Genomic DNA, 12,037 nt, shown 5'->3' on the forward strand with positions numbered 1-12,037 from the left:
AAACAGTAACCCATTGGTCTTTTATATAGCAAAAATAGAACAGAAAAAATCCCGTCAACTTCAAAGTTAACGGGATCTATCCTGCAATCATTCAATTGGGTCAGATCAGGATATTAACCGATCCGAGATGAACAGGCCTCTCAGCCACGTCCAGCGCCGCGCAGAACGATGGAATCCTCTACCTTGATACAACGATTCGTTACTGCTGTCATGCCGTTCTCCGCCGCAATCTGAACCGCCTCATCACTATGGATGCCAAGTTGAAGCCACAGGACATTGGCTTTGATGGCAGCAGCTTCACGAGCTACATTGGCACAGAACTCATCGCGACGAAACACATTGACGATGTCTACTGGCTCCGGAATATCCGCAAGCGTAGCATATACCGTCTCTCCAAGAATTTCACCTTGTACCTGTGGGTTAACCGGGATAATGCGGTAGCCTCTGCTCTGCATGGCTTCAGCCACCATATAGGAAGTGCGATCTGATTTGTCTGACAAGCCGACGACTGCGATGTTGCCTGCTTTGCGCAAAAGTTGTCCAATTTCTTCACGAGTAGGGTTGTTAAATTCCATGTTCAAGCACCATCCTTTTCTGATTAAAGTGCGTGTTCAAAAGACTGATTCTCAGCTATTTACTCTTTTACCCATTGAACCGAGGCGCCAAGCGCCTGCAAATGATCGAAATATTGCGGATAAGACTTGGCTACATGGTGTGCATCCCGAATACGAAGCGGCTCCTTGGAACGCAGACCGACAACAGTGAGCGCCATAATTACGCGATGATCGAAGTGAGCGTTAATCTCAACGCCGCCTTCAACACCTTCCGGACGTCCGTGTACGATAATCTCAGCTTGACGCTCTTCAACGTTCGCTCCTGCCTTCCGCAGTTCGTTCAAGTAATCGGTGATTCGGTCACATTCCTTGTAACGCAGGTTCTCTACATTATAGAACCGAGAAGTGCCTTCCGCAAACACAGCTGCGGCTACCATAGCCAAAACCGCGTCCGTTGCGGCATCCCCGTCGAATTCGATAGCTTTCAGTCTGCCATTTCCTTGAACGTGTACGACATCGTTCTCATGTGTCAATGGCACTTCCATCATGCGCAGCACGTCAACGATGGCACGTTCGCCCTGTTTGCTCTGCTCCATCAGGCGCAGAATTTTCACATCAGACTGTGTAACCGCTGCTGCAGCAAGAACTGCTGCTGATCCAGGGTAATCCCCTTGTACGGTATAAGTCGTTGGCTGGTATGCCTGTCCACCTGGTACACGGAAGGACATGTAATCATCACTTGCATGGATAACGATGCCTGCTTGCTCCAGCACTTCCAGCGTCTGTCCAATAACGACCTTGGACTTCAGGTCATTCAGCACTTCAATGGTGCTGTCTTCTGCAAGCAAAGGCGTAACAAACAGCAATGCGCTCAGATACTGGGAGCTGACGGAGCCGGATACACGGATGTGTCCACCCTTGGCATTGCCACCTTTGATTGTAATCGGCAGGCGTCCTTGTTCGTGCTGTACTTCTACACCCAGTTGACCAAGCGCATCGATAAGGTCATCATGCGGACGTTTACCCAGCGAATCCGGGTACGTATTTACAAATGTAACGTCTGGACAGAGCGCTGTAACTCCCATGAGGAAACGAAGTACAGCACCCGCATTCCCCACATTCAACTCACGCACATCACGGGGATGACTGCCGAAGCCCTTGATCACAATCTTGCTGTCGTCTTCTTCAAGTTCAGCCCCAAGATCACGAATACATCTGCGCATGGCGTCACTGTCTTCACTGTGTGCCGGGAAATGAATGGTACTTGTGCCTTCTGCCAGCGCAGCAGCCAGCAAATAGCGGGTAGTGTAGTTTTTGGAGGACAGAGCCCCGATTTCCCCGTTCAGAGTGGGGGTTGGTTTAACAATAACGTCCATGGATGAAATTCTCCTTCATTGATTATATTGTCGCCAAATTGACATTCCGTGCATCGCTTGGGTATCATTATAGGCGTTAAGTCCATACAGAAAAGAGGACCTGAATATGACACAAATAGCTGAAATTGAAACGTCTGAGCTGCGCCGCCGTTTACAGGCGGGAGAGAAGCTGCAGATGATAGACGTCCGCGAGGACGATGAAGTGGCGCAAGGCATGATCGAAGGAGCCAAGCATATCCCGCTTGGACAGATTCCGGACCGATTGTCTGAGATTGAAAAATCAGGCGAGATCGTAATCATCTGTCGTAGCGGTTACCGCAGTGAGCGTGCCTGTGAATATCTGCAGCAACTGGGATACGAAGGCTGTACAAACATGGTCGGCGGTATGCTTCAGTGGCAACAGGAAGACTAGAGTAATGTGGAGCGGATCGAAGTCATAGTAACTTTAGACCTCTAACCTACTCTGCTCCTAGAAACGAACGGGCCAATATGGCCCGTTTTGTTATATCTGCCAACATCTATCAACCATCAACTTCGATGATAACAAGCTTAGACGCGGTAATGCGCTAAAATTAAACGAGTCACTTCAGCAGCGGATAACTCGGTTGTATCCACCGTATAATGTGCGAACCGGTATGCGTCTTTCCGCTCTTCCATTATCGTCTTGATGCGTTCCTCCGCATTTCCTGCAAGAAGTGGACGATTGTCGCAGCCGCTAACACGCTCCACAATCACTGCCGGATCAGCAGTCAGAGCAACAACCCAACCATTTTCCAACATCACGTCACAATTATCCGAACGCAGCACCACGCCACCTCCGGTCGCTATGACCTGTGACTTTTTCTCCAGTACCGAACACAGCATGCGGCTCTCGGCATCACGGAAATATGTCTCTCCCTTGCTGGTGAACAGTTCCGGAATCGCACAGCCTTCTTCTTTTTCCACCGCGGCGTCCACATCAATCAATCGGTAACCAAGCTCGCGGGCGAGCATGTCAGCGACGGTTGATTTGCCGGTTCCCATCATGCCGATGAGAATAATATTGTTAGACTTGCTCAAGGTGTACACTCCTTTAATTCAAGCAATTCGTGAGCACTTTTGTCCTATCATAACACAGCCCTGCGGACTGGGAAAGACCAAAAGAGGCCTGGCGTTAACCGGCAATCACCGGAACGCCAAACCTCTTTTAAGCCTCTTAGCAGGCCAAATCTGCCACTTTAAGACGCTCAACCCAAATCTCATCGATTCGTATAGGTGGTACTACTCCATCCAGTTGTGGTGGAAGCTGCCTTCTTTGTCCACACGTTTGAACGTGTGAGCACCAAAGTAGTCACGTTGTGCTTGCAGCAAGTTTGCTGGCAAACGCTCTGTACGGTAGCTGTCGTAGTAAGACAATGCACTGGAGAAACCAGGTACGGGAACACCCTGTTTTACAGCAGCCGCTACAACTTCACGCCATGCGCCTTGATATGACTCAACGATGTTTTGGAAGTAAGGATCCAAGAGCAAGTTTTTCAGAGCTGCGTCTTTATCATAAGCTTCCTTGATGTTTTGCAGGAACTGCGAACGGATGATACATCCACCGCGGAAGATCATGGCAATGTTGCCGTATTTCAGATCCCAGCCATACTCATCGGAAGCTGCACGCATTTGTGCAAATCCTTGTGCATAGGATACGATTTTACTTGCAAACAATGCTTTACGAACGTTCTCGATGAACGCTTTTTTGTCGCCAGAGAATGCTTCAGTTGCTGGTCCACTCAGGATTTTGCTAGCTGCTACACGCTCGTCCTTCATGGCAGACAGGAAACGGGAGAATACGGATTCTGTAATCATGGACAATGGAACGCCGAGATCCAGCGCACTTTGGCTTGTCCATTTACCAGTTCCTTTTTGTCCTGCCGCGTCCAGAATAACGTCAACCATTGGTTTGCCTGTTTCTGGATCATATTTGGAGAAGATATCTGCTGTGATTTCGATCAGATAACTATCCAGCTCTCCTTGATTCCATTCCGTAAAGATCGCATGAAGCTCTTCAACGGAAACGTTCAATACGGATTTGAGCAAGTGGTACGCTTCACCGATCAACTGCATATCTCCGTACTCAATACCGTTATGCACCATTTTCACATAGTGTCCGGCACCATCAGGTCCAATATATGTACAACATGGATCGTCACCGACATGGGCTGAAATCGCCGTCAGGATCGGTTCAACCAGTTTATAGGCACTTTCCTGTCCACCAGGCATGATGGAAGGGCCTTTCAGTGCGCCTTCTTCACCACCGGATACACCTGTACCGATGAAGCGAATGCCTTTGTCTTCCAACTCTTTACTGCGACGTTGCGTGTCAGGGAAGTATGCGTTTCCTCCATCGATGATGATATCACCCTCATCCAGGTGAGGAAGCAGTTGTTCAATGGTAGCGTCGGTCGCTTTGCCTGCTTGTACCATGATCAAAATTTTGCGCGGGGATTCCAGGGATGCTACGAACTCTTCAATGGAGAATGAACCTGTCAGGTTTTTACCTTCAGCTTCTTTCAGAAGATCATTGGTTTTCTCGGGGGAACGGTTATATACCGATACTGAGAAACCTTTGCTTTCAATGTTAAGGGCCAAATTTTTGCCCATGACAGCCAGGCCAATCACGCCAATTTGTTGTTTTGTCATCTGGTCCTCCATCCTTTGCTCCAATTAATTTTATTGAAATAAATTCTCAACAATACTCCCATTTTAACGGTTTTATGTATAGAAGTGAACCCCGTGACACAGCTACGCAACGAGAAAACACCCCAATCTGCTGAGGTGTTCATCGTATTTTCATAAATACAGTGGGGATCACTCTGTCTCATACCAAAGTAATCCAATATTGTACATCTGATGGTATAATCATACCCATTGAACCTGGACTCAAGAAGGAGGAACATAACACATGGCGTGGGAACAGCTTTCAAAGCAAGAACAATTTTTAATGGATATTCGCAGAACCTTTTTGCTGGGGTCTTATATCCATGAATGGGGTATGCCAGAGCTCAGAACCGTTCTTTCGAAGCCGAACCGAGGCATTTATATCGAAATTTATTATTTCCCTCCCACCGCGCATGCAGACATCGCCAGATTCGCAACAGTCGGATTGTCTCAGGCATGTCGTCCATCAGGAGAGAAGGTCGCGTCGGAGTGGATGCTCGCGCTGCAATCCAATCTCGGTGGTGAGACTGTGGAGCGTGTAAATACCTATATGGCCGATCTGATCTCCCATCATATCGAAAATGTACAGGATTCAACGGTTCCGCGTGTGATGACACCGAGCGAATTAGCACCAGCCCGATGGAATGCGACCGCCTTTCTTCTCGATGAATTGCGAGGTGAAAGCGAATCCCTGGAACAGATATACGTTGGCCATGAAACGATTCCGTTACTATGGGCCATCCCCATCACCTCATATGAAGCCAATCTCTTGTTATCCGTAGGATTGGATGAATTCGATGCCTTCATTGAAAGCTCGGAACACTCTATCATTGACCCTTGTCGTCCCTAATGCCCTCTACATACAAATAAAACCCTGGCTTGCGCCAGGGTTTGGATATGAGTTGATGTTTTTTTCGAGAGCAGTTTTCATTCACCTTGCAGCGTTAACCGTTCCTCAACCTTCCAACATTAATAGATGTCCGGACAGTTGTTTTAAGACTTCACGGCAAGCATTTGCTTTGTCTACATTATCCGTCTGTATGGCAGTGTGGAGGCGCTCCAGTTCATCGTCCACTTCCATGCGCAACAACATGAGCCTTTCCTCGCCCTCGCGCGAGAGGAACATTTCTTCCATCTCTTCCGCCGTCGGCGCAGGTTCTTTTTGAAAGATTACACGTTGCTTGAACCCGGAAACCTCCACGAGGCGAATCACTTCACCGAATAAAATGTTCTCCACCGTCATCTGCTGATCCTTAAACCGCTTCACAACTGCATGCCCGCGTGTATCTCCAATCAGCTTCTCCAGCCATTCTGCAAGCTTTGCGTCCTTAATGATGTAATCCCCAGTCATCTTATAGTTCCCCGTGCGTGTCTGTTGAAAGCGGAGCTTTACCAGCTTGCGGCCGGTCCGGACTGACAGTATAAAAAAGGATTCGTCCTCGCTCCAATATAGTGAATATCCCTCACGAATAAGGTCTCTGATCAAATTTTGGATATGCCGACGGTTGAACCGCAGCTCCAGATTGCAATATTCAACTTCATAACTCTTATTCACGGCACTCCCTCCATCTGTACCGGATCTGCTCCGGCCCTCGTCTTCAATCGCTTCTACTCAATCGGCTTACCCTATTTTATACTTCATTTTATGTAAGGGTACTTGGTTATTTGACTATTTTTCACCGAAAGGACGGCAGCACTACAGCTTTCCGCAAGCGCACAGGGGCAAGCCCCCGATTTTCATGTTATAACAGACATCAAAAAGGGAGCTCCACAACCATGAAGGTTGACGGAACTCCCTTTTTTCTATTTTATTTGGCTGGAGCGGTGCGAAACGGATTGCGGGATAGTACAAAATGTACTACGGCAAGTCCTGCCATGACGACGGCACTGCCAATGAATGGTGCCGGATGGCTAACGTGGTCCCACAACAATCCGGAAACAATAGGACCTACAACCATACCCGATCCCTGCAAAGTGAGGAAGAATCCCCAGATCGCTCCCCGCTCCCCTTTGGGAATCAGTGTGGCTACAAACGCATTCCAGGCGGGCAGAATCATGGCATAACTGACGCCCACCAACATAACAACACCAAAGACTACCGGAATGGATGTTATGGAGGAAAATGCGAACAGACTTGCTGACGCCATCAAAAAACCAACGTTCAGAAACGGTTTCGTACCAAACCTGTCTACCATTTTACCTACAGGCAGTAACGCAATAACAGTTATTCCCCCCCCCGCAATCAACAACAAACTATACAGATTGGGTGAGATATGCAGGTCTGTACGTGTATATAGCGTAATTACTGGACTGAGCAGCCCAATGACAAACGACTGCATAAACAAGGCAGGATACACTAACGGATTAACATTAAGCGTGCTGCGAACCCGCTGCAGTGTGCCCTTCACACTCTTTTGCAGTCGGATGAACGGCGTGAGCAAGTTTGGTTTGGCTGGATATTTCACATCTCGATTCTTCGCCGCTTGCTCGGCATGCTCCTCTCCTTCGACAATGACACGTCCAGGAAGAATCATGGCCACCAGAATAACGAGAATGGCACAACCCATCAACACAAGAAATATGGTGCGATAATCATGGTGCGTACGCTCCAGCAGCCAGTTCATGCCAATTGGTCCAAGGCCTGTACCGCCCAGAGCGGCCATCTCCAGCGCTCCCATTGCTGTACCATTCTTGTTCTGTGGGCCTGACATCGCAGTCACCCCTGTCATGGCGCAAGGCCAGAGCGGTGACGTACCAATGCCAAGAATCAGACAGGCCATAGCCAGTCCAAAGGCACTTTTGAGAAAAAGGATCATAATAACAGCGATTAAGGTACAGATTAGTGCTGTGACCATCGTTGCGCGGAATCCGATCCGTTCTGCTGCCCAGCCGGAAGGCGCCCGGAACAGATTATCTCCCAGATATTGAAGAGCAAATGCCACACCAATGACGCCTGCGGACAGACCCAGAATATTATCCATATACACGGGCAAAACGGCTACCAACAGCGCTCCTTTGATAATTTCAACTAGAAAAAGTGTCAGCCACATCGCGATAAAAAATGGAGATCGCAAAATTTTGGCTGGTTTTGTATCAGTTTGCATTCTTTTTCCCCTTTCGGCGTTCATTTACCTATTCCCTGTCCTTAGTGTAACCGGGGGGAATGTGCCCAAATCTCGGCAATTTAAAAAATTGTCGATTATACCTGTTGCATTCGGGTCTTAATTTGCTATACTCATCTTTGTTTACCAATTTTATTAGGAAGGGTTGTGACAGCAATAATGAATCACCACCGTACGCCGCTGTTTACCGCTTTAAAAAATCATGCGGCACTCAATCCGGTACAGTTTCATATTCCGGGCCATAAAAAAGGATTGGGAGCGGATACCGAATTCCGTGAATTTATTGGCGATAATGCCTTCTCCATAGATTTGATTAACATCGCACCGCTGGATGACCTGCATCAGCCAACCGGAGTCATTCAGGAAGCACAGATTTTGGCAGCAGATGCCTTCGGAGCCGATTATACCTATTTTAGTGTACAAGGCACAAGCAGTGCCATTATGACCATGATTCTGTCTGTATGCTCACCGGGTGACAAAATTATTGTGCCCCGTAATGTGCATAAATCGGTTCTGTCCGCCATTATTTTCTCAGGCGCCAAACCCGTATTTGTTTCTCCATCGCAAGATGCCAATCTGGGTATTGACCATGGAGTGACCACACAATCTATCCGCCGTGCACTTGAGCGTCATCCGGATGCCAAGGCATTGCTTGTCATTAACCCGACCTATTACGGTGTGGTTACCGATCTGAAAGAGATTGTTGAGCTGGCACACAGCTACCAAGTCCCTGTACTTGTTGATGAAGCACATGGCGTACTCATTCATTTCCATGAGGATCTGCCGTTGTCTGCGATGGCAGCAGGTGCCGATATGGCGGCAACCAGTGTTCACAAGCTTGGTGGCTCCATGACACAGAGTTCCGTACTCAACCTGAACACGAAGAATGGATTCGTGAATCCACAGCGTGTACAGACGATCCTGAGTCTGCTCACCTCAACATCAACTTCATACATTTTGCTTGCTTCGCTCGACACATCCAGACGTAACCTGGCACTCCACGGTCGTGAGATTGCACAGAAGGCGATTGAACTAGCCGAGTTTGCCAGACGTTCGATTAACGATATGGATGGACTGTATTGCTTCGGTAAAGAGCTGCTGGGTACGGAAGCGACCTTCAATTACGATCCAACCAAAGTTACGGTCCATGTTCGCCATCTAGGTATTACAGGGTATGAGACCGAGAACTGGCTGCGTGAGCATTACAACATCGAGGTCGAACTTAGTGATATGTACAATATTCTGTGTCTCATCACGCCAGGAGATACGGACGACAGCGTGGATATCTTGCTGAACGCTCTGCAGGATCTCTCCCGTACCTATTATCAAGTGAACCCGGCTCATGAACTGGTGGTCAAAGTTCCGGATATTCCACAGTTGATGCTAACGCCACGTGATGCATTCTACGGTGATACCGAAGTGATTCCGTTTAAAGAATCCGCAGGACGTATTATCTCAGAATTCATCTATGTCTATCCTCCAGGAATTCCGATCCTGTTACCGGGTGAAGTTATCACCCAAGAGAACATCGACTACATCATCGACCATGTCGAAGTTGGATTGCCTGTCAAAGGACCCGAAGATCGCAGTGTAACCAACGTTAAAGTGATCGTGGAAGCCGACGCTATTTTCTAAAACACCCCCAGCGCTGAGCAGGGATAAACTTGAAGGGCCAAGCCTTACGCTTGGTCTTTTTTTTATTTTGTCGGACAATTCATTTTATCGGACAAGTGAGTTTGCATTTTCCCGTCTATTTCGTCGTTCAATCAGGTCATAAACAGCTCGTCCACCTCTTTAAAAGCAAACAAAAGGCCCCCTGAAATCAAGGAGCCTTCATGTTATGTTCCAAAAGAATGACTATTCTTGTGATGCAACGAGTTCGTTGTAAGCCGCTTCAACGCGGTTCCACTCTTCTTCGTCTTCAATATTGTAGAGCACCATTTCCTCGTCTTCTTCTTCCATACGCAGGATGATGCCGTCAGCTTCAGGATTGTTACGTTCCAGCAGGAGCGCATAAACATGCTTCTCCACGTCAAACGTCTCCACCAAAACCATCTCCACGTCTTGGCCGTTCTCGTCTGTTAATGTGAGAAGGACTTCTTCATGCTCGTGGTCGTGGTCGTGGTCTTGCCCGCATCCGCAGCCATCGCCGTGTTCATGTGTGTGATCGCTCATTGAAATACCTCGCTTTATAAATAGAAATTGTGTAACCTTGCATATCGTAACATGTTCAATGACCCAGGTCAATTTAACTCACAGGGTTATTTCCGCTTCAATCGTTCAACGCTGTAATGATTTTCTCCGCTACCAGGACGTAACTGCTGTTTGCATTTTCTTTAATATGAAAGCCGACTTGATACTTGCCGGCACGACTGAAATCGTACGTAAAATCGTAAGTGCGGAACCAGAAGTTATCCTTCTGCGTTGTAAGCTCCTGTGACTGGATATCCTTCACCTGACCGCTTGGATTGGTAATCGTTACTTTCACCGCAGCTACATCTGCTGTCAGACTGTCCACTTGGGAAAATACATTGAATTTCAGCTTCCCTACGTTAACGTTGCCAAATACAGTGTCTCCCTTGAAGAGAAAAATATGTACATTCGGTTTGATCACCGTTACTCTCTTGTTACTGCTATCCCATTTGACGACGCCTCCAGCTTCCCTTACAGGTACATAGGTCGTTCCATCAATGAGATAACCTCCATCAGCTGCTTCCTTGCCGTTAATGAGAACACGAATCTTTTCGTTCACCGAATCTGCAAACAATAAAGACCCGCCGAGCAAGGAGAATACCGTGACACAAAGCAATACTCGTTTCCATTTCATCCCGTCAATATTCCCTCCCCTGCTGCTAGCTGTTGTACATTTATACTGTACATTCATCCACAAAGTTGCGCTGTTTTTCATCATTTTTCATTTTTTATCCAGAATTTTTTCCACCCCTTGGAATGCACAAATAGAGGCTCTCCTCATTAAAGGATGCCTCTGTTCTATTCATGTTATAACTACGGAATTAGACGAAGGGTTATGATGAAGTATGGCGGGTCAGGATACAGGGAACACCCTTGCCTATAGCCCCTTCGATTCGCATCCGCGCAGCGTAATCCATGCCTCTTGTACATGGTGTTTTACATCTCTCGCATACATCGGAAGTGACCAACTTCATGGATACACGGATTTTGTCACTCTTTAATGCGGGAGCTTTCTTTCCCTTTGCTTTTGCCATCCCGGATTCCCCATTTCCCCAAGTGCTTACTGATGTAATGCATCATATGGGGATTCGCCCGGTTGTGTGTCTATTTAAAATACGTATTTAAATAATAAAAATATGACAAGGAGGATGCCCCCGAGAATGAGCCAGTTGCTGATTTCATACCAAATGCTCTTGCCTCCGGACAGGTATTTCTGTTCATTCTCCTGATGACGCTGACGGTGTGTATCCGTCTCAGAGCCATGGGGTGGTTTGCTAAAATCCATCATAGGTACATTCCCCTTTCAGCAGTTTTGTATAATCTTAATACCATTATAACCCATAATTGAGTATGAATTTGATTTTTCTGTATAAAAGAGCTTTTTCATGCAATTGGTTCTATTGGATCGCAGATAGTTCTTCTTCTGTGACCCATTTGTGGTTTTTTATCAAATCTCCCCCTGTTGTCGGGGTGTAATCAACCATATATACCGTTGTTTGTTCAGCGGACTCAATTGTGGCCTTGGCACCCTTCATTCCTTTCATGTGATCAGCGCTTAACAGCACCTCAGAACCTACCTTATACGATTGATCGGTATGGTCCTGTATTTCCTCATGAATAACCCATTTATGATTCTGCACGGGATCTCCGCCTGTGGTTGGGGTATACGTCACTGCATATACCGTAGTCTCATAAGCTCCAACAATCTTTGCTGTTGCCCCCTTCATGCCCGACATGTGATCGGCACTCATCATTGCCTGGCTTCCTACTGGAAAGGTGGGATTGCTTTTCTCCCGCAATCCTTCCGGTAGCTCTCCCGATTCAGAATGGTGCATCTCACCTGCGGTGGCTGTATGACTGTCATCTTTACTCTCTATAGTCTGCTGAGTCTCCTTTCCACATCCACCCAAAATCAAACTGCTTACGATCAAGATAGTCGATATGTTCATTAAGTACTTTTTCATGTGTCAGCACTCCTTTAATTGTATTTATATCCTTTATTATACCCCCTATAGGTATATCGCAATCATAATTATTGTTTTTTCCGGATAAGGCGCATCTTACAACGGAGCAAAATAAATCAAAAAAGCCTCCGATTTCTCGG

At 47.2% G+C, this 12,037-nt stretch carries 14 protein-coding genes; 3 read left to right on the top strand and 11 right to left on the bottom strand.

What is annotated here, in order from left to right; genetic code table 11:
- Nucleotides 1-140 precede the first annotated feature (140 nt).
- Together NLBNIHML_RS07655 and aroA are read right to left on the bottom strand one after the other, a co-directional pair.
- The gene (locus NLBNIHML_RS07655) at nucleotides 141-575 is read right to left on the bottom strand and encodes a CoA-binding protein (protein ID WP_494354113.1); all 435 of its coding nucleotides are present in this window, start codon (nucleotides 573-575) and stop codon (nucleotides 141-143) included.
- 59 nt (nucleotides 576-634) lie between these two features.
- Nucleotides 635-1,930, bottom strand: a complete 1,296-nt coding sequence (gene aroA, locus NLBNIHML_RS07660; RefSeq protein WP_494354114.1) for a 3-phosphoshikimate 1-carboxyvinyltransferase — start codon at nucleotides 1,928-1,930, stop codon at nucleotides 635-637.
- A gap of 106 nt (nucleotides 1,931-2,036) precedes the next feature.
- Between aroA and NLBNIHML_RS07665 the strand changes: the two genes are divergently transcribed.
- On the top strand, nucleotides 2,037-2,342 hold the full coding sequence (locus tag NLBNIHML_RS07665; protein WP_017687407.1) for a rhodanese-like domain-containing protein: 306 nt from the start codon (nucleotides 2,037-2,039) through the stop codon (nucleotides 2,340-2,342).
- Nucleotides 2,343-2,479: 137 nt separating this feature from the next.
- On the opposite strand, the gene NLBNIHML_RS07670 is transcribed toward NLBNIHML_RS07665, so the two are convergent.
- Complete coding sequence (locus NLBNIHML_RS07670; protein WP_339235747.1) at nucleotides 2,480-2,989, bottom strand: shikimate kinase; 510 nt, start codon at nucleotides 2,987-2,989, stop codon at nucleotides 2,480-2,482.
- A 201-nt stretch (nucleotides 2,990-3,190) separates the two neighbouring features.
- Nucleotides 3,191-4,600 carry an NADP-dependent phosphogluconate dehydrogenase gene (gene gnd / locus NLBNIHML_RS07675; protein WP_339256345.1) on the bottom strand — a complete coding sequence of 470 codons (1,410 nt, stop codon included), beginning with the start codon at nucleotides 4,598-4,600 and terminating at the stop codon, nucleotides 3,191-3,193.
- Between the two features lie 262 nt (nucleotides 4,601-4,862).
- On the opposite strand from gnd, the gene NLBNIHML_RS07680 reads away from it, so the two are divergent.
- Nucleotides 4,863-5,468, top strand: coding sequence for a suppressor of fused domain protein (locus NLBNIHML_RS07680; protein WP_494354115.1), 606 nt, complete (start codon nucleotides 4,863-4,865; stop codon nucleotides 5,466-5,468).
- A gap of 105 nt (nucleotides 5,469-5,573) precedes the next feature.
- On the opposite strand, the gene NLBNIHML_RS07685 is transcribed toward NLBNIHML_RS07680, so the two are convergent.
- Together NLBNIHML_RS07685 and NLBNIHML_RS07690 are read right to left on the bottom strand one after the other, a co-directional pair.
- A complete protein-coding gene (locus tag NLBNIHML_RS07685; protein WP_339235755.1) occupies nucleotides 5,574-6,173 on the bottom strand; it encodes a YkzI domain-containing protein in 600 nt (199 codons plus the stop codon).
- 253 nt (nucleotides 6,174-6,426) lie between these two features.
- On the bottom strand, nucleotides 6,427-7,722 hold the full coding sequence (locus tag NLBNIHML_RS07690) for an MFS transporter (protein ID WP_339235758.1): 1,296 nt from the start codon (nucleotides 7,720-7,722) through the stop codon (nucleotides 6,427-6,429).
- 177 nt (nucleotides 7,723-7,899) lie between these two features.
- On the opposite strand from NLBNIHML_RS07690, the gene NLBNIHML_RS07695 reads away from it, so the two are divergent.
- The gene (locus NLBNIHML_RS07695; protein WP_278299186.1) at nucleotides 7,900-9,375 is read left to right on the top strand and encodes an aminotransferase class I/II-fold pyridoxal phosphate-dependent enzyme; all 1,476 of its coding nucleotides are present in this window, start codon (nucleotides 7,900-7,902) and stop codon (nucleotides 9,373-9,375) included.
- A 222-nt stretch (nucleotides 9,376-9,597) separates the two neighbouring features.
- Here the strand turns inward: NLBNIHML_RS07695 and NLBNIHML_RS07700 are convergent, their stop codons facing one another.
- The 5 genes from NLBNIHML_RS07700 to NLBNIHML_RS07720 all read right to left on the bottom strand — a co-directional run bounded on the left by NLBNIHML_RS07700 (nucleotide 9,598) and on the right by NLBNIHML_RS07720 (nucleotide 11,897).
- Nucleotides 9,598-9,915 carry a DUF1292 domain-containing protein gene (locus tag NLBNIHML_RS07700; protein WP_036614722.1) on the bottom strand — a complete coding sequence of 106 codons (318 nt, stop codon included), beginning with the start codon at nucleotides 9,913-9,915 and terminating at the stop codon, nucleotides 9,598-9,600.
- 97 nt (nucleotides 9,916-10,012) lie between these two features.
- Nucleotides 10,013-10,567 (bottom strand): copper amine oxidase N-terminal domain-containing protein, encoded by a 555-nt coding sequence (locus NLBNIHML_RS07705; protein WP_253439155.1) that lies wholly within the window; start codon nucleotides 10,565-10,567, stop codon nucleotides 10,013-10,015.
- A gap of 199 nt (nucleotides 10,568-10,766) precedes the next feature.
- Nucleotides 10,767-10,967: a hypothetical protein gene (locus NLBNIHML_RS07710; protein ID WP_133385501.1), complete on the bottom strand. Its 201-nt coding sequence runs from the start codon at nucleotides 10,965-10,967 to the stop codon at nucleotides 10,767-10,769.
- 74 nt (nucleotides 10,968-11,041) lie between these two features.
- Complete coding sequence (locus tag NLBNIHML_RS07715; RefSeq protein WP_017687398.1) at nucleotides 11,042-11,221, bottom strand: hypothetical protein; 180 nt, start codon at nucleotides 11,219-11,221, stop codon at nucleotides 11,042-11,044.
- A 109-nt stretch (nucleotides 11,222-11,330) separates the two neighbouring features.
- Nucleotides 11,331-11,897, bottom strand: coding sequence for a YdhK family protein (locus NLBNIHML_RS07720; protein ID WP_494354116.1), 567 nt, complete (start codon nucleotides 11,895-11,897; stop codon nucleotides 11,331-11,333).
- Nucleotides 11,898-12,037 lie beyond the last annotated feature (140 nt).

The organism is Paenibacillus sp. JNU01, assembly GCF_059130585.1.

Coding starts and splice junctions, on each gene's coding strand:
- NLBNIHML_RS07710 (WP_133385501.1), bottom strand. CDS start 10,967: ATGGCAAAAGCAAAGGGAAAGAAAGCTCCCGCATTAAAGAGTGACAAA.
- NLBNIHML_RS07700 (WP_036614722.1), bottom strand. CDS start 9,915: ATGAGCGATCACACACATGAACACGGCGATGGCTGCGGATGCGGGCAA.
- NLBNIHML_RS07715 (WP_017687398.1), bottom strand. CDS start 11,221: ATGATGGATTTTAGCAAACCACCCCATGGCTCTGAGACGGATACACAC.
- NLBNIHML_RS07665 (WP_017687407.1), top strand. CDS start 2,037: ATGACACAAATAGCTGAAATTGAAACGTCTGAGCTGCGCCGCCGTTTA.
- NLBNIHML_RS07690 (WP_339235758.1), bottom strand. CDS start 7,722: ATGCAAACTGATACAAAACCAGCCAAAATTTTGCGATCTCCATTTTTT.
- NLBNIHML_RS07705 (WP_253439155.1), bottom strand. CDS start 10,567: ATGAAATGGAAACGAGTATTGCTTTGTGTCACGGTATTCTCCTTGCTC.
- NLBNIHML_RS07720 (WP_494354116.1), bottom strand. CDS start 11,897: ATGAAAAAGTACTTAATGAACATATCGACTATCTTGATCGTAAGCAGT.
- gnd (WP_339256345.1), bottom strand. CDS start 4,600: ATGACAAAACAACAAATTGGCGTGATTGGCCTGGCTGTCATGGGCAAA.
- NLBNIHML_RS07655 (WP_494354113.1), bottom strand. CDS start 575: ATGGAATTTAACAACCCTACTCGTGAAGAAATTGGACAACTTTTGCGC.
- aroA (WP_494354114.1), bottom strand. CDS start 1,930: ATGGACGTTATTGTTAAACCAACCCCCACTCTGAACGGGGAAATCGGG.
- NLBNIHML_RS07680 (WP_494354115.1), top strand. CDS start 4,863: ATGGCGTGGGAACAGCTTTCAAAGCAAGAACAATTTTTAATGGATATT.
- NLBNIHML_RS07695 (WP_278299186.1), top strand. CDS start 7,900: ATGAATCACCACCGTACGCCGCTGTTTACCGCTTTAAAAAATCATGCG.